25 protein-coding genes are annotated in these 24,582 nt (G+C 42.5%); 12 read left to right on the forward strand and 13 right to left on the reverse strand.

Annotation, left to right across the window (positions count from 1 at the left end; genetic code table 11):
- Positions 1 to 5: 5 nt before the first annotated feature.
- The 5 genes from AC1XUD_RS16205 to AC1XUD_RS16225 form a co-directional block, all read right to left on the reverse strand.
- A complete protein-coding gene (locus AC1XUD_RS16205) occupies positions 6 to 539 on the reverse strand; it encodes a YfiT family bacillithiol transferase (RefSeq protein ID WP_483362072.1) in 534 nt (177 codons plus the stop codon).
- Between the two features lie 158 nt (positions 540 to 697).
- Positions 698 to 1,489, reverse strand: a complete 792-nt coding sequence (locus AC1XUD_RS16210) for an inositol monophosphatase family protein (RefSeq protein ID WP_483362073.1) — start codon at positions 1,487 to 1,489, stop codon at positions 698 to 700.
- A 13-nt stretch (positions 1,490 to 1,502) separates the two neighbouring features.
- Positions 1,503 to 2,705, reverse strand: a complete 1,203-nt coding sequence (locus tag AC1XUD_RS16215) for a lipoprotein N-acyltransferase Lnb domain-containing protein (protein ID WP_483362074.1) — start codon at positions 2,703 to 2,705, stop codon at positions 1,503 to 1,505.
- Between the two features lie 146 nt (positions 2,706 to 2,851).
- Positions 2,852 to 3,544, reverse strand: coding sequence for a 16S rRNA (cytidine(1402)-2'-O)-methyltransferase (gene rsmI, locus AC1XUD_RS16220; protein ID WP_483362075.1), 693 nt, complete (start codon positions 3,542 to 3,544; stop codon positions 2,852 to 2,854).
- 48 nt (positions 3,545 to 3,592) lie between these two features.
- Entirely contained in the window at positions 3,593 to 3,832 is a 240-nt protein-coding gene (locus AC1XUD_RS16225) for a 4a-hydroxytetrahydrobiopterin dehydratase (RefSeq protein WP_483362076.1), read from the reverse strand.
- A gap of 241 nt (positions 3,833 to 4,073) precedes the next feature.
- Here AC1XUD_RS16225 and AC1XUD_RS16230 point away from each other — a divergent pair, with 241 nt between their 5' ends.
- The 3 genes from AC1XUD_RS16230 (at position 4,074) to AC1XUD_RS16240 (ending at position 6,212) form a co-directional block, all read left to right on the forward strand.
- Positions 4,074 to 4,502, forward strand: coding sequence for an OsmC family protein (locus AC1XUD_RS16230; protein ID WP_483362077.1), 429 nt, complete (start codon positions 4,074 to 4,076; stop codon positions 4,500 to 4,502).
- Between the two features lie 149 nt (positions 4,503 to 4,651).
- The gene (locus tag AC1XUD_RS16235; RefSeq protein ID WP_483362078.1) at positions 4,652 to 5,473 is read left to right on the forward strand and encodes a thymidylate synthase; all 822 of its coding nucleotides are present in this window, start codon (positions 4,652 to 4,654) and stop codon (positions 5,471 to 5,473) included.
- Between the two features lie 130 nt (positions 5,474 to 5,603).
- A complete protein-coding gene (locus AC1XUD_RS16240; RefSeq protein WP_483362079.1) occupies positions 5,604 to 6,212 on the forward strand; it encodes a trimeric intracellular cation channel family protein in 609 nt (202 codons plus the stop codon).
- A 21-nt stretch (positions 6,213 to 6,233) separates the two neighbouring features.
- Here AC1XUD_RS16240 and AC1XUD_RS16245 read toward each other — a convergent pair whose 3' ends face one another.
- Positions 6,234 to 6,758: a GNAT family N-acetyltransferase gene (locus AC1XUD_RS16245; protein WP_483362080.1), complete on the reverse strand. Its 525-nt coding sequence runs from the start codon at positions 6,756 to 6,758 to the stop codon at positions 6,234 to 6,236.
- Between the two features lie 186 nt (positions 6,759 to 6,944).
- Positions 6,945 to 7,847 carry a DUF2911 domain-containing protein gene (locus AC1XUD_RS16250; protein ID WP_483362081.1) on the reverse strand — a complete coding sequence of 301 codons (903 nt, stop codon included), beginning with the start codon at positions 7,845 to 7,847 and terminating at the stop codon, positions 6,945 to 6,947.
- Between the two features lie 73 nt (positions 7,848 to 7,920).
- Between AC1XUD_RS16250 and AC1XUD_RS16255 the strand changes: the two genes are divergently transcribed.
- Positions 7,921 to 8,460, forward strand: a complete 540-nt coding sequence (locus AC1XUD_RS16255) for an NUDIX hydrolase (protein WP_483362082.1) — start codon at positions 7,921 to 7,923, stop codon at positions 8,458 to 8,460.
- Here AC1XUD_RS16255 and AC1XUD_RS16260 read toward each other — a convergent pair.
- The 6 genes from AC1XUD_RS16260 to AC1XUD_RS16285 form a co-directional block, all read right to left on the reverse strand.
- The gene (locus AC1XUD_RS16260; RefSeq protein WP_483362083.1) at positions 8,447 to 10,102 is read right to left on the reverse strand and encodes a S8 family serine peptidase; all 1,656 of its coding nucleotides are present in this window, start codon (positions 10,100 to 10,102) and stop codon (positions 8,447 to 8,449) included. The genes AC1XUD_RS16255 and AC1XUD_RS16260 overlap by 14 nt on opposite strands.
- Complete coding sequence (locus tag AC1XUD_RS16265; protein ID WP_483362084.1) at positions 10,099 to 10,776, reverse strand: hypothetical protein; 678 nt, start codon at positions 10,774 to 10,776, stop codon at positions 10,099 to 10,101. The genes AC1XUD_RS16260 and AC1XUD_RS16265 overlap by 4 nt, the downstream gene beginning before the upstream one ends.
- Before the next feature lie 155 nt (positions 10,777 to 10,931).
- On the reverse strand, positions 10,932 to 12,521 hold the full coding sequence (locus tag AC1XUD_RS16270; protein ID WP_483362085.1) for an FMN-binding glutamate synthase family protein: 1,590 nt from the start codon (positions 12,519 to 12,521) through the stop codon (positions 10,932 to 10,934).
- 103 nt (positions 12,522 to 12,624) lie between these two features.
- On the reverse strand, positions 12,625 to 13,857 hold the full coding sequence (locus tag AC1XUD_RS16275) for a 3-phosphoshikimate 1-carboxyvinyltransferase (RefSeq protein ID WP_483362086.1): 1,233 nt from the start codon (positions 13,855 to 13,857) through the stop codon (positions 12,625 to 12,627).
- 37 nt (positions 13,858 to 13,894) lie between these two features.
- Entirely contained in the window at positions 13,895 to 14,509 is a 615-nt protein-coding gene (locus tag AC1XUD_RS16280; protein WP_483362087.1) for a hypothetical protein, read from the reverse strand.
- Between the two features lie 244 nt (positions 14,510 to 14,753).
- Positions 14,754 to 15,302 (reverse strand): DUF502 domain-containing protein, encoded by a 549-nt coding sequence (locus AC1XUD_RS16285; protein ID WP_483362088.1) that lies wholly within the window; start codon positions 15,300 to 15,302, stop codon positions 14,754 to 14,756.
- Between the two features lie 413 nt (positions 15,303 to 15,715).
- Between AC1XUD_RS16285 and AC1XUD_RS16290 the strand changes: the two genes are divergently transcribed.
- From AC1XUD_RS16290 to AC1XUD_RS16325, 8 genes are all read left to right on the forward strand, one after another.
- Positions 15,716 to 16,795 carry an Ldh family oxidoreductase gene (locus tag AC1XUD_RS16290; RefSeq protein ID WP_483362089.1) on the forward strand — a complete coding sequence of 360 codons (1,080 nt, stop codon included), beginning with the start codon at positions 15,716 to 15,718 and terminating at the stop codon, positions 16,793 to 16,795.
- Positions 16,796 to 16,959: 164 nt separating this feature from the next.
- On the forward strand, positions 16,960 to 17,997 hold the full coding sequence (gene mltG, locus AC1XUD_RS16295; RefSeq protein ID WP_483362090.1) for an endolytic transglycosylase MltG: 1,038 nt from the start codon (positions 16,960 to 16,962) through the stop codon (positions 17,995 to 17,997).
- Between the two features lie 29 nt (positions 17,998 to 18,026).
- A complete protein-coding gene (locus AC1XUD_RS16300) occupies positions 18,027 to 18,437 on the forward strand; it encodes an acyl-CoA thioesterase (protein WP_483362091.1) in 411 nt (136 codons plus the stop codon).
- Between the two features lie 11 nt (positions 18,438 to 18,448).
- Positions 18,449 to 19,363, forward strand: a complete 915-nt coding sequence (locus tag AC1XUD_RS16305; RefSeq protein WP_483362092.1) for a YihY/virulence factor BrkB family protein — start codon at positions 18,449 to 18,451, stop codon at positions 19,361 to 19,363.
- Between the two features lie 123 nt (positions 19,364 to 19,486).
- On the forward strand, positions 19,487 to 20,479 hold the full coding sequence (locus AC1XUD_RS16310; RefSeq protein ID WP_483362093.1) for a glycosyltransferase family 2 protein: 993 nt from the start codon (positions 19,487 to 19,489) through the stop codon (positions 20,477 to 20,479).
- Positions 20,480 to 20,506: 27 nt separating this feature from the next.
- Positions 20,507 to 21,133 (forward strand): L-threonylcarbamoyladenylate synthase, encoded by a 627-nt coding sequence (locus AC1XUD_RS16315; RefSeq protein ID WP_483362094.1) that lies wholly within the window; start codon positions 20,507 to 20,509, stop codon positions 21,131 to 21,133.
- 109 nt (positions 21,134 to 21,242) lie between these two features.
- Positions 21,243 to 21,887, forward strand: a complete 645-nt coding sequence (locus AC1XUD_RS16320; protein ID WP_483362095.1) for a WbqC family protein — start codon at positions 21,243 to 21,245, stop codon at positions 21,885 to 21,887.
- Positions 21,888 to 21,960: 73 nt separating this feature from the next.
- Positions 21,961 to 24,501, forward strand: a complete 2,541-nt coding sequence (locus AC1XUD_RS16325) for an ATP-dependent Clp protease ATP-binding subunit (RefSeq protein WP_483362096.1) — start codon at positions 21,961 to 21,963, stop codon at positions 24,499 to 24,501.
- The last annotated feature ends 81 nt before the right edge of the window (positions 24,502 to 24,582 follow it).

Genomic DNA, 24,582 nt, shown 5'->3' on the forward strand with positions numbered 1-24,582 from the left:
TTAATCTACCAATTGTTCCTTGCTGCCAGCTGAAATGCGTGTTGGTAATGATGCTCGCTATGCCATGCATATTGGGCGATGATGTCATCCAGCCTATATGTTTTTTGGGATGCGGGATGGGTATAAGTTCTTGCCAGATCTTCCTCGTTCATACTATTTAATAATAGTACCCACCGCAAATGCACATATCTGAGCAACTGCAATGACAGCTCGATGGGTGCCGTTTTGGCATCCGGCAGTTCGGCCCATAATTGTTCCTCATAAGGCTTAATTACTGGATTATCTTCCGTCAAGGCTAGTCGGCACCTGGTATAAGCATTGATATGGCTATCAGCCACATGGTGAACCAGTTGACGCACCGTCCAGCCCTCAGGACGATAGGGAGTATTCAATTTTTCAGAATCCCAATTGCCTAATAAATTGATGAATTTAGAAGGTAATGCGCTGATAATCTGTATGTTACTTTTTACTTCTGCTTGTGAATATTCTGGCTGAGAGTGAAATTTCCCGATGGGGTATTTCAAATGTTCAAGTTCCATAATTTAGTTGATGCTACAACTTTAATTTATAAAAAATCATGCTAGCTTGCTATCTAAACGCAGAGTTTAGGGAGTTAAACGCTGAGTTTCGCCAAGTTTTCTTTTCACTGCGTAACTCAGCGTACTACTCCACTAACTCTGCGTTTATAAATATATACTCAGAAATTACTCTTAATCGTAGCAACCAATTCCGCATGTCCGCCTGAGCCGGCTATAATATCCCCACCGAAAAGATAATTATCGCCGCCGTTGAAATCAGTAACTGTTCCTCCTGCTTCCTTTATTAAAAGTACTCCTGCTGCCATATCCCACGAGTTTAAATTGTACTCGTAAAATCCATCAAATCTTCCTGCCGCCACATATGCAAGGTCAACAGCAGCGGCTCCCATTCTGCGTATCCCGTGCGTTTTTTGCATCAGAAGTTCCAGAATGTACATATAGCGTTTTTGTTTTTCAAATTTATAATATGGGAATCCAGTTGCTATCAAACTCTCGGCAAGTGAGCCGACAGATGAAATCTGCAATTTTTTCCCGTTCATATATGCGCCGCCATCTTTCCAGCCATAGAACATTTCATCCAGACTTGGCTCGTGAATCACGCCCAAAAGCAGATCCTTTCCGCGGGCCAGGCCCACACTCACGCAGTATACAGGGATGCCATGTATGAAGTTGGTAGTTCCATCGAGCGGATCAATAATCCAGTTCAACGCCTCCGGATCGGGCTCCTGGCCGGTTGTTCCTTCTTCCGTTATGAAACTGGCTTCGGGTAATATTTGGGTCAAACCTTCAACAATCAGTTTCTCAGCCTCTTTGTCGACATAAGAAACGAGGTTGTTGAGATCCTTATATTCAATTTTATCGCGTGAAAATAAAGCAGCTTCCTGTTGAATAAAAGTGGATGCCTTTCTTACAATTTCTACGGTTTGTTGTGTCAAAAGCTCAAAATTCATGCAATTAAGATCCTTATTCAGGAATTTTGGATAGTGAATTATTAATATAGTAAACCCGTGTTGCCAACATGATCAGGATCGGAATGACAACCAAATTATGTTTTGCGAGGTTTCCTGTTCCGCAAAGTAAGAGAAATCCATAGAAAATCAAGAAGTAATGAAACCAGCTTGGCTTTTTTGTTTTGTGCAGCGTATAAATTACAGGTACCCAAAGTGGGAACGCCCATAAGATATCCCAGTTTTTTGCCGTGACACCATGATTTGTTCCAAACCAAAGGAGCAGGATCAGCCAGCCTGCAAGCCCGACAACGGTAAACAAAACCTTATCGAACGCGAAATTGACAATGCCCTTTTTGCTTTGCCAATAAGTTAATGCGACGGTCAAAACGGCGAGTATCCAGAACAAAGTTTTCGGTGTGACTATCGGATCATGTAAAATAGGGGCAGCCTTGTAGATATCACGAGTTGATTCTACCAATGGCAATACTCCCGATGGTGTTTTGATTTTCGCGTTTTCGAACGAAACGGCCAGGTTATCGGGGAGAAAAGTAGCCTGTTCGGCGGTAGCTACTTCATCAGATGGCGAACCAATCGCAAGGTCCATCCCGAAATCTGCCCATGGATTTTGCTTGTAGGCATATAGGTCAATCCACTGTCTGAAACTCAACTTTTTGGCAGTATATCCAGTGTAAATTAGACTATCTCCGCAGGCAGCTTTTAAAGCAACAGTCATCCTTGTGGAGCAGTTGTCATAAAAAAATTTGTATTGATATCGCTTGTTTTCAGGTAGCGCATTGTTTTCTAAAAAAGCAAAAAGACGTTGCTTCTGTGCATATGAAAGGCGCAAAACCTGCTCGGACAATGATCGGTTCTCCTGTTCCCGGTAAAATCTTTCCTGCACGTAGAAAGGCGAAACCGACAATGTATACGGAAGCGTGCCTCTCAAAAACTTGACGTAAAAGTTTGACGCATACCCGTCAAACGTTCCATAATTATAAGCCCTGTCCAGCCCCGTCGCCGGGTCCTGGATCCATAATATGCTGTGTCCAAATCCACTATATAGCTCCACACCAGGCCCTACCGTAACCAAACTCACTTTCGCCTGCGGGGTAAGTGCCTGTGCTGAAAGGAATTGTATTGAAAGAAAAAAGCAAAGGATAGCGAAAACGCTGCGAGTATAATTTTTTTTGAAATCTGCGGGCATTGAACTCTTCATATAATGATTAAGTAATTTTCATCAAGGTTTTACGCGAGCAAAACAAGAGTAACTACAGCAACACGAAGTTTGGAGCTGATAGTCTTTCCGTCCTTCGACTGTTTCCTTATCTACTTTGCGTGAAATAATAGACAAACTAAAGATAATTATTCTTCGATAGTCTTCTTAGGATCCGGTTTACCTCCCAAAATGATCACAATTTCACCCTTTACGGTTTTATTGGAATAAAATTCAATCACTTCCTCCAAAGTACCGCGAATATTTTCCTCGTAAATTTTGGTCAATTCTCTCGATACGCAAACGGGACGGTCAGCTCCGAAAAACTCGGCAAACTGCTGGAGACATTTAACCAGCCGGTGCGGTGATTCGTAAAAGATCATAGTCCGGTCCTCCGCTGTGAGGTTTTGCAAACGTGTTTGTCTGCCTTTTTTGTGAGGGAGAAATCCTTCGAATACAAATCGATCATTAGGCAATCCTGAATTCACCAAAGCGGGCACAAAAGCCGTCGGCCCAGGCAAACATTCGACTGTAATATCTTCTTTTATACATTCCCTCACCAATAAAAAACCGGGATCGGAAATGGCAGGTGTACCAGCGTCTGAAACGAGTGCCATTGTCTCTCCCTTTTTGATCCTTTCTACCACCCGTTGAACAGTACCGTGTTCATTATGAATATGATAGCTGAGCATCGGTTTTGATATGCCCAGGTGTTTCAGCAAATTGCCTGACGTACGTGTATCTTCGGCAAGCACAACATCAACGCTTTTGAGGGTATTGATAGCCCGCAGCGTAATATCTTCCAGATTGCCAACAGGGGTAGGAACAATAAAAAGTTTCATTTCAAATGGTTAGGCTCCGGCTTTCAATTTTTATAACCGGAACGGGTATCAGTATTTGCTATATATTTTATCAATCGCCTCTGCGAGGGCGTGATCCTTTTTGGTCACCTTATCGCCGGCATCGTGAGTCGAAAGTTCAAATTTAACTTCGTTATACATATTCGACCACCATGGATGATGATCCATTTCGTCTGCGACTTTGGCCACTTCGGTCATGAATTGAAAGGCCAGCTTGAAATCTTTGAATTTAAAGCTGTTTGTCAGTTTGTTATCTGTTTCCTGCCACATAGTTTTGTTAATTTTTAAGTTCAGGTTATACCTTCAATAACAGTACCAGGGCCACGTTTTCCGACAAAATTTTATTTTGGTATAGCGAAGATACGAGTATATACCTGATTTTTAGTATCAGCCAATAGCCGAAACGGAAGGGATGAGCTATATTTGAACTTTATATTGATCATGAACATTCTTATCATATCAAGTGCGAATGGTCGGGGTGTTTTGAAATAACCATAGTAAGTTCTATCCAATGAAAATTGAAATTGCTCGCGTAGGTGATGGCTTTCATTTTGAAGGCTCGGGTTCGTCAGATGTTAAAGTACATACAGATGGATCACCGGAAATAGGAGGTGAAAACCTGGGGGTTAGACCGATGGAATTATTGTTAATGGGCCTTGCAAGCTGCAGCGCGATTGACGTGGTACTGATATTGAAAAAACAAAAACAGGATATCACCGATTTCAGGATCGTTGCCGATGGAGACAGAGAACAGGAGGAAGGTACCCAGCGCAAACCATTCCGCAAAGTTCATTTGACGTTTAAGTTTGCAGGTAATGCGTTGGATGAGAGTAAGATAAACAGGGCAATATCTCTTTCGATGGAGAAATATTGCTCGGCTACAGCTCAGTTTGAAGCCTTAGCAACCATCACGCACAGCGTGGAAATCGCGACGGTGTAAGAACAACTCGGACTCAGTTTGTTCAGGTGGGAGAGTCATAAGTCTGACGATAAATGGCCGTCACCTGACAAAACATGACTTCTTTATTAATATCAATATCAGACGGAAATCTCAGGATTTTAGGTCTGAATGTCAAAAAATAGAATTCAATGCAACAATATCATGATCTGCTTAGGCACATTCTGGACAACGGTGTAAGAAAAACGGACCGAACCGGAACGGGCACTATCAGCGTTTTTGGTTACCAGATGAGGTTCAATCTCAAGGACGGTTTTCCGTTGGTAACGACCAAAAAAGTACATACTCGGTCGATTATTCACGAGCTTTTGTGGTTTATCAAAGGTGATACCAATATTAAATACCTCAAAGACAACGGGGTATCGATATGGGATGAATGGGCTGACGAAAATGGAAACCTTGGTCCGGTTTATGGGAAACAGTGGAGAAGCTGGGAAGGCATTGACGGAAAGTCGGTGGACCAGCTAAAAGAGGTTTTGAAACAATTGAAAAACACCCCTGACTCTCGCCGCATTATCGTTTCTGCATGGAATCCTAGTGAGCTGCCGTTGATGAAGCTGCATCCTTGTCATGCGTTGTTCCAATTCTATGTTGCTCCTCCTGATTCGGAAAAGGGTGAAACGAAAGGAAAACTCTCGTGTCAGCTATATCAACGTAGTGCGGATGTTTTTCTGGGTGTACCGTTTAATATTGCCAGTTATGCACTATTGACCATGATGATCGCGCAAGAATGTGACCTCGACCTGGGTGATTTTGTTTGGACTGGTGGGGATACCCATATCTATATCAACCACTTGGAACAGGTCGATCTGCAGTTGAGCCGTGAGCCGAGAGCACTTCCGGAAATGCGTATCAATCCGGATGTTAAAAGCATTTTTGATTTTCAATTCGAAGATTTTGAACTGGTTAACTATAACCCATATCCGGGTATCAAGGCGCCCGTTGCGGTATAGATTTTAAAACGATCTTTTGCCGGGTTTGCATCCGGCAATATAGATCACGTAAAGTTTTCAAGTAAAAAAAATAAGCTCGCAGGGTCTTCACATTGAGGAATTTGCGAGCTTTGTTTTCCTTATCATAACAATGCATATCCAATATATTCTCGAGATAATCGGAACCTTTTCTTTTGCAATTTCCGGCGCACTTGCCGTCCGGGATCAAAAGCATCAGGACTGGTTCAGCGCATCTTTTACTGCATTTATCTCTTCTATTGGCGGCGGGACAATCAGGGATATACTGCTCGACAGCTATCCTTTGGTTTGGATTGCGGATATATACATTATATATGCCATCATGGGGGGAGTGGTTTTTACCTTTATCTTTTACAAGTACCTTATCCGGCTTCGGCGGACGCTATTTTTCTTCGATACCTGGGGTATTGCGCTGTTCACTATTGTCGGTACTGAAAAGGCATTAAATCTGGGTGTTCGTCCTGAAATAGCTGTCATTATGGGGGTATTTTCAGCTATTATGGGAGGAGTGATCAGGGATATGATGACGAATGAAATCCCGATTATTTATCGAAAAGAAGTCTATGCAACTCCTTGTTTGACAGGTGCTTGTGTATATATCTTACTAGATGAGCTGGAGGTGGAACGGAACTTTGCTTTTATTATTTCGGCGTTGGTTATTATCGTTCTGAGGATTTTAGCGGTAAAGTATCAATGGTCGATCCCGCGGTTTTTTCGGTAAGGAGAGAAATGAATATCGGGTTTAGTTTTTCAACCTCAATTTCATCATGATATCAGTTTGCTCATCATTCCCCAATTTGAAAATATGCTGGTCAAACTCAACGAAACCATTTTTCTTGTAAAAGCGGATCGCTCTCGGATTTTTTTCCCAAACCCCTAGCCACACATATTCTGCATTGCTGTCTTCTGCAATTTGAATTGCTTTTTGGTAAAGTAATTGTCCAACATCCTTTCCCTGATATTCTTTGAGGACATATATTCTTTCGATTTCAACTGCCTTATCGTCTTTTAGCTCTGTCTGTGATGCACCGTAATTTAGTTTCAGATAACCAATGACGTTGTCTTCCGATATAGCGAAATAGAATTCCGAGTTGGTGTCATTCAATTCATCTGTTAACTTATTTATTGAGAGATGATCAGCCAGATACTCCTTCATGTCATCTTCAGTGTTCGCAGCCGAAAAAGTCTCGGAGAAGGTTTGAATGCCAATTTTTTGTAGTTGGTCGACTTGGTTTGTGGTTACTTTTGAGATGGAAATGGTTTCCATGCTAAATTCTAATTATTGTTAACAGTTATTAAAGTGGTGGTGGCGATAAAGTAACCTTCTGACGTCCCGCAAGAGAGGTGCTATGTCAATTATGACAAACAACATCGCGTATTCTGTGTTATCAAGATATCGACAATACAAAACACGCAATGCTTAAATCTTAAATTAAAATCTTATGGAAATACCTTACTTTTTCTTCTTTCCCTTAACCGGCACCGCAGGTTTATCCACCGCCAATTTTGCCTGAATATCAGTAATTCCTTTTTCGATTTGTCCTTTGTAGAACGCGAAAGACGGTTCGCCTGAAGTCGCTCCGAGTGTCAGTGATTTTTGGGCCAAGGGTAGTGCTTCGGCGTTCTTGCCGAGTTTGCTCAGTATTTGTGCTTTCAGCCAGAGGTTGGTGAAATTTTCTTTTAGGCCGATGGATTTGTCAGCTAACGAAAGCGCTACGGGCAGGTCTTTGTTTTTTGAAAGGAGATATCCGGATGCAGTTTGAAGTACTTGTTGGTCCTCCGGTTTTTCGGCAACGGCTTTGTTTAGCCCAAACAGCGTTAATTCTTGCGTTTTCACTGCCAGTGGGACAGGGACTGTTACAGTAGACCAGGAGATATTAAGCAATGCCGTGCTGTCGGTGATATTCGAAAAGTCAATTTTGAATGACTCGTCGTATTCATCTGATGTGGGTGCGACGGAAATCCTTGCCGCTTCATCGGTTTGTTTGTAATCGGCTGTTTGCTGATTTGGGTTTTTATTTAATATCACCGTCCATGCACCACCTGACGGTATCGTCAAAAGGGAATATTTCCCGGCAGGAACTTCTCTGCCGCCGAATGAAAATGCTGTACTGGCTTCGAAGGTGGTTGCGGCATTTGCACCCGTTCTCCATAGCTCGCCATATGGCGCCAAAGTGGCGTTGTCAGCAAATACGGTTCTTCCTTTAATGCTTGGTCTTGAATATTTTACGGAGAAATCAGTTACTCCAACAGTTTGTATGGCCGTTGCTGAAGGACTGGCTTGTGGGGTACGCTGGGCAAAAGTGGCGATGCTTAATCCAGAAAAAAGGGTTAGTGGAAGCAAATATTTTTTCATTGAAATGGTAATTGTTTGGACGTGTATATTAAACTCGCAGTGAAATTAGAATGAAAATGTCATATAGCCTACCATGGATCGAAACAGTTTAATCTCATTGCTTGAAGAGCACAAAACAGAGAATCAGGAAGAAGAACAAATGCGCATTGATACTCTGGCGTTTGTCTCGGAGCACGGCAATTGTTTCGAACGAACTCTGGATATAGGACATGTCACTGCTTCAGGTTGGATTGTTTCCGAGGACAATGGTAAAGTACTACTGATGCATCATCGGAAGCTCAATAAATGGTTTCAGCCGGGTGGACATTGTGACGGCGATCCTGATGTGCGGCAGGTAGCCCGGAAGGAAATAGAAGAAGAGACTGGGCTTATGGAGTTTTCATTAGCGAATGAGGCGATTTTTGATGTTGATATTCATCTGATACCTGACAATCCGAAAGAAAAGGCGCATTATCATTACGACATCCGATTCTTATTTAAAGCAGATGCAGAAAAGCACATATCGGGTAACATAGAATCGAAGGAGGTCAAATGGATCGATATTGCTGACGTTTCAGAATATAATAGTTCTGAATCTTTATTACGTATGGCGCGGAAGATCAGCGTTTTATAAAACGCATAATTCTTTGTGAATCTCCGGAAATAATTTGCAGGAGGTATATACCAGTTCCCAGTTGTTCCGTCGGAACAATGGTTAGTTCCATGAGCGGCTGATCTGACGAAGTAAGGGTCTTCCCGCCTGAACTGAGCACTTTGAATCTGACATTTTTGCCACTCCAATAGGAGGGGACTCTCAAAGTGAGATTGTTGACTACTGGATTTGGTGCAAGTTCGATAGCACTCAGAAAATCCGGTTCTATACCTAATACAGGAAATTCTTCTTCAATAATTTCTTCGGCCTCCGTCATATCCGGTATACCATATCCCAATAAATTATCAGGGTTGGCAGCCTGGTTTCCTGATTTCTTTAAAACACGAATAATATCCTGAGCATTCAAATTCGGGTGCGCCTGCCAAAATATAGCGGCCAATCCGGCAATTTGTGGTGACGCGAATGAAGTGCCGCTTCCTGTGGAAACACTTCCCGTGCCGACATTATTACCGATAACAGTTCCAGAACCGACTGCCGCTACGTCAGGCTTAAGCTGGCCGGCAGCATTGGGCCCTATGGAGCTCAGCGCTGCATAACTTTTATCATAGTTACATGCACCAACTGTCAGAACAGAATCTACATCGGCAGGAGTTGTGATATATTTCCAGCTTCCGTTTCCTTCATTCCCGGCAGCATTGACCACGATAATTCCTTTCCTGGTAGCAAACCGGGCCGCTCGGGCTATGATCGTGGTCTTTCCATCCATATCGGCATAGGTATAGCTCAAAGTAGGATCGTCATATTCAAAATACCCGAGGGAAGTATTGATTACATCAGCTCCCAAACTGTCTGCACGTTCCGCACCTGCCAACCAGGTTACTTCCTCATACGGCGATTCTGTGTCGGCGTTTTCCGTCCTGTAAAGTGCAAACTGTGCTTTATACGCCACCCCAATCATATTGCCTGGCTGATATGCAGCTATGGTCGATAATACCGCGTTTCCATGCCAGTGATCATTATATACATTTCCATCCCTCGCCACAAAATCCTGAGTATCAACCACGCGATTTTCATCGAAAATGTGTTTCAGATAGGATAGTTCATTGCTTCTGCTAAACCCAGCATCCAAAACTGCAATCAGTTGATTTTCACCATGAAAGCCCTTGGCATGTAGCTGATCCGCGCCCATAAGAACCAGTTGTGCTCTCATCCGGCCGTAATCAAGGTCTTCGGTTGTTCCAAGTTTGTCGAGCGTGCCATTTTTTCTTGCGACACCTAACGAACCTGCTTCGGAAACGGCTCTGTTGAGCTCAACGGATTTAAAGAAACTCAGAGTTTTGATGGCTGCAAGCTGGGCATCGCTGGCCTCTACCAATACACCATTGAACCATCGGGTGGGAAAAATGACCTTAGCGCCCGTCTGATTGACTTGCGTAATATAGTTGGGATTGACCGGGAGATCATCGGAAGTGATGGCCACATTTTGTCGTGTGCGTCGGCTGATGGCTCTTTCAGATAAAAAGGCTTCCGGCTTGCTAACCGAATACGGGGAATTTGTCTTGTCCTTAAAAAGAACCAGATACCGGGGTGAAGATTGCCCCTTACTAATCAATGTAACAAAAGAAAATATTAATGTGAAAATGTATAGTGTTTGTGGCTTCATTGCTCGTAAGCTTTTAAAATGCTGACTTCTTCCCAACCAGAATTAATAACTCCCTTTCCGACACAATCCGGTGTGTTACAGTATTGTACAAAACTCCGTTCCCTTCTTATCAGACCCACACCTTTGGCATATACTTCGGTATACGCCTTTTTGGAAACGAGTGTGGAGTCATATTGTCGGACAATGGTAATAGTTTCAGGAAAAATCCCGGCAGGGGTGGAGAAGCTTTTTTTATAGTATCTCAATTCAAAGTAGTTCTTTCCTATGGAATTATATTGATTTCCGTCCCAGAATCGTGATTCATAAATAGGAACCATCAGTTTTACAATCACGTCTCCGCCTTCTTTCGCCAATACCTGGTCCTTGTTAAACCAGAAGGTACTTATCGAATCTGTCTTCCAATTGGTACTATCGGGAACAGAATAGGCAAGCTGATATACTGTGTTCCCCGAAGGATCTCCAAACGAGTCGACCACCATCTCTCGCTGAATATACTCGGATTTATCGGCCGGCTGGCCTATGGCATACACTGTTTTGCTTACGTCAAACTCACTGTATTTTCCAGGACGAACCGGAATATAATCAAAACCATTGTCGGCAACATAGATATAGTCGTCATTGCATGCCGCCATCAGCGAAGCACAAATGATGACAAAAAGGGAAAGTTTTCTCATTAAAAGGATTGATAAATTAATTGGCAGTCCATCATGAATTCCATTGCTCATCGCCGAGTTCCCCAATATTTGGAATGGTTCTGAGACCGTGGAACTCGTCAGGTCGTCCAGCTGGTTACTTCATCTTGCAAATAACTGTCGAATGTTTGAGACAATCAATGTGCAAATACTTCCTTTTCCTTTTTTCCTCCTAAAAATGGTGTTTTAAATAATTCTTCGACCCCGCTGAAAGGCACTGTAGTTTTTTGATAGCCGTAAAAATCCGCCAGAGCTTGCGTTTTGTTATCGCCCAATGAAATTTCGACGTCATTCATCGTGAACTGAGAGGGATGCTCATATCCGGCTGCATGGGTAATCTCATTGATTTCTTTGGAGAATGTTTTCATGTAATTGTGAAAACGCTCGCTTTTCAAAGCTGGGTCGATACCTGCTTCCAGCCATTTATTATTGGTCGCTATTCCGGTTGGGCATCGGTTTGTGTGGCAAATCTGAGCCTGAATACAGCCAATCGCCAGCATGGCTTCCCTTGCTACATTGATCACATCGGCTCCCATAGCAAAAGCCATAATAGCCTGATCAGGAAGGCCTAATTTGCCGGAAGCAATAAATGTAATTTTGTCGTTAAGATTTCTTGCCTGAAATATTTTATATACCGTTGAAAAAGCATGCACGAAAGGAAGCGAAACGTGATCAGCAAAAGAGGGCGGTGCCGCGCCTGTTCCGCCTTCTCCGCCGTCAATGGTGATGAAATCCGGCCCTTTTCCTGTTTCGACCATCAATTCTGCCAGCTCTACCCACATTTCAATCTTGCCAACGGCCGATTTAATACCCACTGGTAAACCCGTAGCTTCAGCCATTTCTTCAATGAAAGCAATCATGCCTTTAACATCTGAAAACTGGCTGTGATATGGGGGCGAAACGACGTCCTTTCCCATAGGAACGTGCCGGATAGCGGCAATTTCTGCCGTAATTTTACTTGCTGGAAGTACGCCACCTTTTCCCGGCTTGGCTCCTTGAGATAGTTTCAATTCAATCATCCTGATAGCAGGGTGATCCTGACAAAGCTTTACTAATTTTTTCAAAACAAAATTTCCCTCATCATCACGTACGCCAAAATAAGAGGTGCCCATATTGAAGACGATATCGGCACCATTTTGATGATATGGAGACAATCCGCCTTCACCTGTGTTGTGGTAATTTCCGAAAGTGTAGGAGCCTATATTGAGAGACTCAATAGCCTTCGCAGAAAGCGAACCAAAGCTCATAGCGCTCACATTGACTATCGAACGAGGTCGGAAAGGGCGTTTTCTGTTATGATATTCACCGATGATTTTCGCCGCGGGGATATTATAGTGATCTGATTTTTTGGCGTTTATTGAATGGTGCAGGTGATCTGCGGGCAATTTAAACGGCAACATCGCCGGCTTGATGAAAACGTAGCCGGCCTGCAGAATATCCTGGTCGGTGCCAAATCCCTGATAGTTATTTTCTTGTTTGGCAGATGCATAAATCCACGATCGTTGCCGTCTGTTGAAAGGCAGTTCTTCCCGATTATTTGCCACAATATACTGACGCAATTCAGGGCCGATTTTTTCGATCAAATATCTAAACCTTCCAACGACAGGAAAGTTATGTCTTATTGTTTGTTTTTTCTGTAGAACATCGCTGATGGCGAGATAAAGGATAAATACGATTAGTATAATCAACCAGACAGGGATGACGGTAAAAATGGAGGCAAACATCATAAATCTCAGGTATCTCTGTTGATAAAGAATTTTGGGCTGGCAGGACAATTACAAATTATCGTGATATTACACCAATAACAAAGATGGTCGCCGGTTAGTATTACTACTGAACCTCTTCCCACGTTGTCACTTTGGCGAGGTCTTTCCAATACCCTGGGTATGATTTGACTACCACTCCCGGCTCTTCGATCACAATTGGTCGTTTCATTCCAACAGGCGCAAAAGCCATCGCCATTCTATGATCGTCGTAAGTATGAATGGACGGAGTTTCAGAAGGTTCGCTGATCTTGGAAACTCTGTAAAGATGATTTGTTTCAATTTCAACGAGCTCGGCACCCAATTTTTTCAGCTCTTCCTGCAAAGCATATATTCTGTCGGTCTCTTTGATCTTAAGACTTTCGACACCCGTCATCGTCAACGGAATATTTTTCAACGCGCAACAGACCGCGATCGTTTGAGCAAGATCAGGGCAATCTGTGAAATCCCAATGAAGTGAAGTTGCCGGCGCAATTTTAGTTAGGATAACACCTCTATCAGTAAAATTACTCTCGACACCCAGCGATTTCATGATGTCGACTACTGCGCTATCACCCTGTAACGAGTCTTGTTTCAAGCCTAAAAGCTCGACCTCTGCATCGTCGGCAAGTGCGACAATACTATACCAATAACTCGCGCCTGACCAGTCAGATTCAATTGCGTATGGTTGAGGAATATAAGTTTGGTTTTCAACACGCAAGGTGTTGGTTTCCCAGGAAGCATCGTATTTGATACCAAAATGACCCATTTGTTTCAGCGTCATTTCAATATACGGCCTTGAGCCAACTTCTCCCTCTAGTTTGATTATAATACCCTTGGGCAAAGAGGGCGCTATTAGTAGCAAAGCCGAGATATACTGGCTGCTAACATTGCCTTTAATACTGATCTCGTTGTTGCCGGAGTAGTTAAACCCACTGATTTTCATAGGAGGGTACCCTTCCACTTTTTCATAAGCAATATCAGCGCCCAAAATTCGCAATGCGTCAACGAGGATCCCGATCGGACGTTCGCACATTCTCGGCGTTCCGGTCATCGTTTTTTGCTGATTTGTCACAGTGAAGTAAGCCGTTAGAAATCGCATGGTCGTTCCTGCGTCGATTACGTCAGCAATCTCGCTTTTTTCGTTAAGCAATCTCAACATAGTTTGAGAATCACGTGCTTCGGAGATGTTTGATAAATCGCACTGAAAGCCTGTGAGAGCATTAATAATCAAAGCACGGTTACACTCACTTTTGGATGCGGCCAGTTTAATTTCGGCACGGATTGGACTTTGAGGCGGACTAACGAGAATGGAATTCACTTGTAAAATCGTATGCTGTTAAACTTGTACTGTTGAGTTAATAAGTCTCAAGGACTCTCAATTTATTTTTACTATTAATCTTCATGCTGGAAAAAGTCATCTTGTAACAAATAAAACCTGTTACTATAAATGCACCTCCAACGACAAAGCTGGACTGATCCATGGTATAACGTTTGTTGTCAATACCCCGGTTGAAAAAATCGGCACCCATATATATAATCCCGGCAAGTGGCAGAAGCACAACGGCCTGAGAAACAAAAGGAATATTTCTTGTAATCTTGATTAATTTCACTTCTTTCAGGGGTACATCCTGATAATCCATCCGGCCTAGCGCGTCATTAACGACTCCTATTGTAAATGAGCTGTCCTTTACAGTGGCGATGGACTCATTGAAACGGATTGTTTCATTTTTCATTCTGAACTTGATCATATCACCGGGAAAAAACCGGTATCTGTGAAAGCCACCGATTGCGGGATTGGCATCCAAGGCCAGGTATTTCTGACCAGCCTGCGCGATAAATCTGTGGGAAGGGTTCGATTTCAGGAAAATTTCTTCACTGTTGAGCGCCTTGGCCGGATCGTAATGATCTTGTGCAAAAACGAGCGGATGACAAAGCGCAAGAAATATAAAAATTACCAGTACTTGTTTCATATGCTAAATTAATACGCCAAAGATAGGGAATACATTTTTCAAACGTTAAAATGAAGTCGATTCTTGCTCAAGAACGAATCTGGCAGCCCACGATATATTAAGGAGTGATTTCAAAACGCGGTCTGGAATGGTAAATAATACCAGCCGCTCTGATTTGAAATTAATTGGGGTGAGTAATATTTAAACCTTCTATTCGATTTTGTCAGGAGTAGTATCTATTCCGCCACTGTATGCGGGGCATGAATTATTCTTCAGTAAGCACTTCTTCAACGACTTCTTCCTTCGAAAGTTTCATCGAAACCCCACCCGAAATCAACATTTTCATGATATCAGTAGACGAAGCTTCAACTGGTACAACGTTGTCGGCAGGAACGATAAAGAGTTCGCCGGATAAAGAATATGAAAAAGGCATATATACGGCCACATGGTCGGCAATATGGATCTGACTGAGATCCGACTGGGTGATAAATCCGATCTTTTTGATACCCGTTTCCTTGAACATCGTCACCAAAACGGGCTGATTGAATTTTTTCTTATCGCCAACGAAGGCCAGAATTAAATCTTTGGTTGAGTAGTAGATAAGGCTTACCAAAGGAATCCTTCTCATGATCCCTTCTGTCAATCGGAAGAAAGACTGTGGAACGACTGTAGAAAAGAAAAAGCCAAGAAGGATAATGATCCCCAAAATAATTAATACACCAAGACCCGGCAGATAAACACTCTGAGTCTCCGAAATAGGCACATTAATCGGGATAAGATTGTCGAGATATTCAACTCCCGACCAAATGATCAAAATGGTAATATATAAAGGTGCAACAAGAACTAGCCCCCTTATAAAATAATTAATTAGGCGTTTATTAAACAGACTTCGGAATTCCATGACTAATAGTGTGAAATAATCATAAAGGAACAGCTTTAAACCACGAAAAGCAACGTATATGTTACGGAAAATACAGTTAATTGGTTCACTAAAAGACCACATAACGTATGATATTGCAGGATAACTATTAACAACAGCAGTCGGCTATCAGCATTCCACGAAAAATTAGACTTTCGGAGGGAATTAATAGGCGCGGGAGGAAAGCCGACAGTTTTTAATTTTGTACACTGAGAATGGAATATTGATATTTGTAGGTTTTCCGGTAAAAACGTGACAAGCGGGAATTCCAGAGTATTAGAGTTTGAATTATTCATATCAGCTTCTATATGTTTCAAGTCCCTTATTTAAAGGATTTTACAAAAAAAGTTTTTTTGGCAATAGGTTGCAGCCCTGAAGATGCGGAACTCGCGTCTACCGTTTTGATCAGCGCCGATCTTCGTGGTGTAGATTCTCACGGTATTGCCCGTCTGGCAGGTTATGTCAGGTTGTACGACCACGGTCGGCTCAACCCAACGCCTGATATCAAAGTTGTGTACGAAACTCCGAGCACAGCTGTGGTGGATGGAGATAAAGGTTTGGGACTCGTGGTAGCACCCAAGGCTATGCAAATTGCGATGCAGAAGGCAGAATTGGTCGGTTCGGGATGGGTATCAGTGCGTAATTCCAATCACTTTGGTATTGCAGGATATCACGCCATGTTGCCTTTGGAAAAGGATATGATTGGCTGGACGATGACGAATGCGGCTCCGCTTGTTGCCCCAACTTTTTCACTGGATAAATTATTGGGAACCAATCCGGTAGCTGTAGCGGTGCCAGCCAGTGAGGAGCCTGCTTTTGTCGCAGATTTTGCTTCCACTGCGGTCGCATATGGTAAGTTTGAAATATTGCAAAGAAAGGGACTGCCGGCCCCATTAGGCTGGGCTCAGGATGCACAAGGCCAACCAACAACGGATTCAAACGCGGTGAAAAGTGGTGGAGGGTTGCTTCCCCTCGGTTCTGACAGGGAGCATGGAAGTCACAAGGGATATGGGTTGGGAGCCATTGTTGATATCCTGTCAGGAGTATTGTCCGGTGCTAATTTTGGACCATGGGTTCCGCCATTCGCTACTGCAGGTTTTATGTCCACCCAGCAGAGTGTCGGATTAGGAACCGGTCATTTTTTAGGTGCAATGAGGATCGACGGATTCAGACCTGCCGATGAATTTAAGGAGGATATGGACAAATGGATCAGGGCGTTCAGAGGTGCACGGGCTGTGGAAGGAGAAAAGGTTCTGATTCCCGGGGACCCGGAAAGGGAAATGGAGGCCGAGCGTCAAATCAAAGGATTGGATTTGCTACCGCCTGTCGTTATGTCATTGACGGAACTTGCCGAACGTTTCGGTATAGATTTTAATGGTGGGGTATAGGGTGTTCGGGGAGTAGATATGTATTGTCATGAAATGGTCATTTATTTTAGTGAATTGTTCGTTGATTGATGGTTTGGGGCAGCTTAGTTTATTTGGCTCCTACTTTTAAGGTTATAATTGTTAATTAATAATGCGGCCTTCAGTGGTCGGAAAAAAATATTTTCATGTCACGTAATTTCAAAGTCGGTGTATTTCTAACACTTGCAATTTTAACTACCACATTTACATTCTACTTCTGGCAGATTTTCAAGACGCCGAATATTCAGGTAGATAAGCAGTCTAACTTTGCACTTTTGATTCCCGAAGGAGGGACTTATCAGGGTGTTTTAGACTCTCTCAACAAGCATGATGTTGTAGGAGATCAGATTTCATTCCGCTTTCTGGCAAGATTTCTTAACCTTAAAGAGAAAATCAAACCTGGAAGGTATGTGTTGAAACCTGATATGAGCAACTATGCTGCGATCAAAAAGCTGGTTTCGGGAAGTCAGGATGCGGTGAAGCTCACTTTCAACAATATCAGGTTGAAAGAGGATTTGATCAAACGCATCGGCGGCAAATTCGAATTTGGCGAAGCAGCGTTCAGATCTGCATTGGACGATCCAAAAATATGCAACAAGTATGGAATGGATACCTTAAATATCATTTCCATTTTCCTGCCCAATACCTACGAAATTTACTGGACAACCAGCATTGAGAAGTTTCTCGACAGAATGCACGACGAATATAAAAAATACTGGAACGCAGAAAGGACTGCCAAAGCCGCAGAAATCGGCCTGACTCCCGTTCAGGTATCCATTCTGGCATCCATCGTGGAAGAAGAACAAGCCCGAAAAGTGGACGAAAGACCAAAAGTAGCTGGCCTGTATCTGAATCGTTTGAAAGCGGGTATGCCATTGCAGGCTGACCCCACGATCAAATTTGCGTTGAACGACTTTGCGATCAAGAGGATATTGAATGATCAATTACGTGTCAAGTCGGCTTATAATACCTATGTTAATATTGGCTTACCTCCGGGGCCAATCCGCATTGCCGATCTCAACTCACTGAATGCAGTACTGAATTACGACAAGCATACTTATTTCTATATGTGCGCCAAGGCCGACTTGTCAGGATATCATGCCTTTGCGACCACCTATGCCGACCATTTGAAAAATGCCGGGATGTATCAGGCCGAGTTGAATCGTTTAAAAATCATGAAATAGCGGAAGCTTTTTGCTCAAAACAGTCTCGCATGTTTACATATGAAGTGAAGGGCATCAGGGTTCGTTATGCCGATACAGACCAAATGGGCTACGTTTATTACGGAAACTATGCCCGATACTATGAAATCGGCAGGGTAGAGGCGTTGCGAAGTCTTGGCTTTCACTATAAGGCAATGGAAGACTCGGGCGTGATGATGCCGGTTTATGAAAACCGGTCAAGGTATCATAAGCCGGCCCGGTACGATGATGAATTGACGATCAAAGTGACGATTCCAGAATTACCGCGTGCAAGAATAATTTTTCAGTATGAAATTAGCAATCAGGATAATATCCTTCTAAATTCCGGCGAAACTACACTCGTTTTCCAACTGAAGGACAATGCCAAACTCTGCTTTGCACCTGATCCTTTGCTGGAAAGATTAAAAGTATTTTTTGACTAAAAAGGGATGTGATGATCAAAAAACTTTTGCAACACCAATACATCAAAAGCCTGGTTCTTTGGTTACAGCAAACTGTTTTTTTCAAGGGAACTGTTTCCCTCTATGATATTCTGCTTCATGTTGTTCACAGCAATAGAAAGTATGATATAGACCAAAGAGCGTCCTCCGTGGCTTTCGGCTTTACTTTGGCCTCTTTTCCTGCTATTATTTTCCTTTTTACGCTCATTCCCTACATCCCGATCGAAAATCTGGATGACGAAATTATGCAGTTCCTCCGTGGTATTATGCCTACCGGAGTGTTTAGGGATGTGAGGCACACCATTGAAGACATTGTTGGCCGTCCAAGGTCAGACGTCCTCTCGTTTGGTTTTATTTTTACGGTAATTGCTTCTACAAATGGAATGCTTGCACTGATGAACTCATTTGATGTGATCGATGAGGAAAAAGGTGAGCGGGGCTTTATGCAAAAGCGGGGAATTGCTGCTTTATTGACCCTACTGCTTGTTGCCGTCATTTTCATTGCTGTTATATTTTTTGTGGTTGGCGATGCGCTAATGAATCTCCTGGGCGACTGGGGCGTCATGCCAAGTAATTCTATATTGTTTCTTCTTAATTCTGTCAGGTATTTGATCAGTTTTTGCGCGATAATGCTCGCTGTTTCAATTATTTACAGATTTGCGCCAACCAATGGACGCAGCTTTTCTTTTTGGAATGCGGGTAGCATGGTCACCACGGGTCTGATCGTAGGCTCTACCTATGCTTTTTCGTTTTATCTCTCCAATTTTAGCTCCTATAACAAGCTATATGGCTCCATCGGCACGCTAATTGCCATGATGGTCTGGTTATATCTTCTTTCATTTTCCCTTATTCTTGGATTCGAAATCAACGCAAGTATTGTTTCCATCCGCTCTCGTGCTAAACCTTAAGGTAAGTCCCCAACCGAATAATAAGTAGCATAGCACTTCTGAATTCAGGAATTTTAAATTTGTGTTAACAAACTAATATGCCGAACTACTTGGATACGTAGACGCCTACTAAAAGTAATTGAAATGACGATGACGAGCCCACTGGTCACTGTAGTCCTTACAGCCTACAACCAGGAACGATTTATTAGAGAGGCGATAACATCAGTATTATGGCAAACCTATCAAAATATTCAGATTCTTATATACGATAATTGCAGTACTGACAAGACTTATGAGGTTATCAAGGAGATAGCGGCGGAAGAGGAATCTATAACTGTTGTCAGAAACGATATCAACGTGGGCTTATGCAAGGCTTTCAATGCCGGATTACAGCTAGCCAAAGGAAAGTATATCATCGATCTTTCAGGCGACGACGTCATGCATCCCACAAGGATTGAAAAACAGGTTCAGGCATTCGAGTCGCTTTCGGAAAATTTCGCAGTAGTTTTTACGAATGCAAGATATATCAGCGACGCGGGAGGCTATATAAGCGACCACTATTTTACGGATCAAGAAGGACATGCCGTAGGTAGGGTGCCTTCCGGCGATGTATATAAAAAAGTGCTGGAAAGGTACTTTATCTGCACGCCGACAATGATGATGCGTACCAGCATTCTGGTCGAAATGAATGGTTACGACGAAACGTTGGTGGTCGAAGATTTTGATTTCTGGGTCAGAACTGCGGTGAAATATGGTTACTTCTATCTGGATGAAATTTTAACTGATAAAAGGGTGGTGGAGGATTCCCTGGGTATGCAGGTTATTAAATCGGGGACCAGAATTCTGGATGCATATTACGCCGTTTGCAACAAAGCCTATGATCTGAATCGTGATCAAATGGAGTTCGATCTTTTAGCACAACGAATCCGTACATTTATCAGAAAGTGTTGGTATGCTAATGAGTTTGAGTTGGCTGTCAAATTTAGAAAGCTCTTGAATTTTATAGAAAACCCGGGCTTAAGCACAGAAGCAATCGTACTTATGTGCAAGTTGCACGTTCCAATCAATGCGCTGTACATGTTTTATATGAAAAATATACAAAAAACTGCTTCTTACAGAAAGGATTTCGCTTTTTAAATTGTTACGAAGAAAAAGGAGGTATTAATGTCAGCGGAATTCATAAAATTATATCCGGACAATCCGGATGAAAGAAAAATCAGGCAGATTGTAGACTGCCTTAAAGATGGCGGCTTAGTAATTTACCCGACAGATACGGTTTATGGTTTAGGTTGCGATATTTATAATAGCCGTGCTGTTGAAAGGATTGCGAGAATTAAAGGAGTAAAACCTCAGAAGAACGATTTTTCTTTTATTTGTTACGATTTGAGCCATATTGCCGACTATGCAAGAGTAGGAAATGGTGCATTCAAACTGATGAAAAAAGTATTGCCTGGGCCATACACGTTTATTCTGGACGCAACTAACAATGTTCCCAAGCTATTGAACACCAACAAAAAAACGGTTGGTATCAGGGTGCCGGATAATAACATACCCCGGATGATCGTCAAAGCGTTGGGCAATCCAATTGTTACAACTTCCATTAAGGATGAAGACGAAGTGATTGAGTACTCAACTGATCCTGAGTTGATTTACGAAAAATTCGAGCATCTTGTTGATATCGTAATTGATGGCGGATATGGTGGAAATATCGGATCAACGATTGTCATGGCAAGCAATGACGACTTCGAAATCATCCGCGAAGGACTTGGTGATGTCAGTGCCATCATCTAAGGAATTGAATTATCCGAAGTTGCCTTTGTATTTAACTATTTATCCTAAATATTTATTATTAATTTTTTGATAATATGGTCATGCTTCGCCATATTTGATAGTAGCAGAAATGGCGAATACGATTCAAGAAACTGATGCATTAAAAATCGAGCTGCAATATCTTCCGAGTCTGGCTTACATAACGTGTTTGATGAAGTTTGGGGAAGTGTGGATTGATACGAATGAGAGGTATGTAAAGCAGACTTTCAGAAACCGTTGTCGTGTGCTAACAGCCAATAAAGTTGATACTTTGACAGTTCCTGTGAAGGCCTATCCGGCCGGTGCATTAACCAAAGACATCAAAATTGACCATGACCAGGATTGGGTCCGACGTCATTGGGGGTGCTTGAAGTCAGCCTATGGTAAATCGCCTTACTTTGAATTTTACGCACACGAGTTTCAGAACGCATACTCCAAACGGAATGTCTTTTTAGCCGATCTTAATTATGATTTATTGACAATTTGTCTTAGATTGGTAGGAGTTAAAAAAGAAATTAAGTACAAATTGTCAGGTCTGGATATCCCTGAGAATCAGGTTGTAAACGTTGTTTCGGCTTTGAACGGGAAGAAAGGTGACGAAAATGATAAATATTACGTACCAATTCCATATTATCAAACCTTTGGGAATGATTTTGTAGCGAATCTCAGTATTATCGATTTGATTTTCAATCTTGGCCCGGAGGCGAAAAGCTTGCTATCAAAATCTCAGAAGTGATCGATTGAGCTATTTTGAACAAAGATTGTCGAAGTAGCGTTATGCTTTTTAAGACACATTTTTTTTATTGCACATGGAGGCAAAATTTTCAAATAGAGTGAAAGAGGTAATTACCCTTAGTCGTGAGGAAGCCTTACGGTTAGGGCACGATTACATAGGCGCCGAACACTTATTATTAGGAATGATTCGTGAGGGTGATGGTATTGCAATAGGATTGTTGAAGAAACTTGGAGTTTCTTTGGACGATGTGAAGCAAACCATAGAACAGGCAACCAAAGGGGCTGCCACGAATAATGTCAAAAATCTTCAGAATATTCCATTGACACGACAGTCGGAGAAAGTTTTGAAAATTACCTATCTGGAGGCCAAGATTTTCAAAAGCCCACTGATAGGAACTGAGCACTTACTTTTGTCGATTCTTCGTGACGAGGATAATGTAGGCACACAAATCTTACATAAATTTAATGTTAACTACGAAGTCATTAAGGAAATGTTAGAATATCAATCATCAGGAACCAGACCTAATATGGGTCCGGAAACAGAAGACGGGGATGATGAAGCAAGAGGCGGAATGTTTGGAGGAGGAAGCGGATCATCTTCGGGTAAAGAGTCGAAAGGAACTGAGAAATCTCGCACGCCGGTTTTGGATAATTTCGGAAGAGACCTTACCAAGATGGCAGAGGTTGGAAAACTGGATCCTATCGTTGGTCGTGAAAAAGAAATTGAAAGAGTTGCTCAGATATTAAGCCGCAGAAAGAAGAATAATCCGATTTTGATTGGTGAGCCAGGTGTTGGTAAAACTGCCATCGCAGAAGGTTTGGCACTCCGTATTGTTCAGAAAAAGGTTTCGAGGGTTTTATTTGGCAAACGAGTTGTTACATTGGACTTGGCCTCGCTTGTTGCAGGAACGAAATACCGTGGACAATTTGAAGAAAGAATGAAGGCGGTGATGAACGAATTGGAAAAGTCTCCGGACGTGATCCTGTTCATTGATGAGTTGCATACAATCGTAGGCGCAGGTGGTGCTTCCGGCTCTTTGGACGCATCGAACATGTTCAAACCAGCGTTGTCTCGTGGAGAAATCCAGTGTATCGGAGCTACGACGCTTGATGAATATCGTCAGTATATCGAGAAAGATGGTGCATTGGCCCGTCGTTTTCAAATGGTGATGGTGGATGCTACTTCAATCGAAGAAACTGTTCAGATCCTGAACAATATCAAGGATAAGTACGAAGAGCATCACCACGTTAACTATACACCGGAAGCTCTGATTACTGCTGTTAAACTTTCTGAAAGATACATTACTGATCGGTTCTTACCTGATAAGGCGATTGATGTAATGGATGAAGTAGGAGCAAGAGTTCATATCAGCAACATCACTGTTCCTGAAGATATCCTGCACCTGGAAGAGCAGATTGAGAACATCAAGCAAGAGAAAAACAAGGTTGTAAAAAGCCAGAAATACGAGGAAGCTGCTCAATTAAGAGATCGCGAGAAGAAATTGATCGATCAATTGGAAAGAGCCAAACTTGCCTGGGAAGAAGAAACCAAGCAGAAACGCTATACTGTTACAGAACACAATGTTGCTGAGGTAGTTGCTATGATGACTGGCATACCTGTTACTAATGTTTCGCTGGATGAAGGCAAGAAATTGCTGAACATGGCAGACGAGCTTAAAGCTAAAGTAATTGGTCAGAACCCGCCGATTGAAAAGCTGGTGAAGGCAATCCAAAGAACTCGTGTTGGGCTGAAGGATCCGAAAAAACCAATCGGCTCGTTCATATTCCTTGGACCAACTGGTGTAGGTAAGACTGAATTGGCGAAAGTTTTGGCTACTTATCTGTTTGACAAAGATGACTCTTTGGTAAGAATAGATATGAGTGAATACATGGAGAAATTCAGTGTATCGCGTTTGGTGGGAGCACCTCCGGGATATGTTGGATATGAAGAAGGTGGTCAGCTAACCGAGAAAATTCGTCGCAAACCATATAGTGTGGTATTGCTGGATGAGATCGAAAAAGCGCATCCGGATGTATTCAATATCTTATTGCAAGTTCTGGATGATGGTATTCTGACAGACGGGTTGGGTAGAAGGGTTGATTTCCGCAATACAATCATCATCATGACTTCGAACATCGGAGCGCGTGACTTGAAAGATTTCGGAAGCGGAATTGGTTTCTCAACAAGAGCCAAGTCTGACAATCAGGACGAAATTATGAAAGGTACCATTCAAAGTGCGCTTCGTAAAGCATTCTCTCCTGAGTTCCTGAACCGTTTGGATGATGTAATCGTGTTCAACTCTCTGCAAAGAGAAGATCTGCACAAGATCATCGATATATCTCTTGGCAAACTCTTCAACAGAGTGAAAGGTCTTGGTTATGAGATAGAACTTACAGTTCCTGCGAAAGACTTTTTGTCAGAAAAGGGTTACGATCCGCAATATGGAGCAAGACCATTGAACCGAGCGATTCAGAAATACCTTGAAGATCCGGTAGCTGAAGAAATTCTGAAAGGAGATCTTCGTGAAGGAGATGTGTTGGTCGCCGATCACGCAGATAAGAGCGAGGAATTGACCATCACGGTTAGAAAAAAAGAAGAAGAATTGGCTAATTAATTAGCTTGATAATATAAATAGAAAGGGTAGGCTTCGCGGCTTACCCTTTTTTGATTTTGAGCTGATTGGGAGAAGTTCGTA

It is taken from the genome of Dyadobacter sp. HNCC25DJ184, from assembly GCF_056895215.1.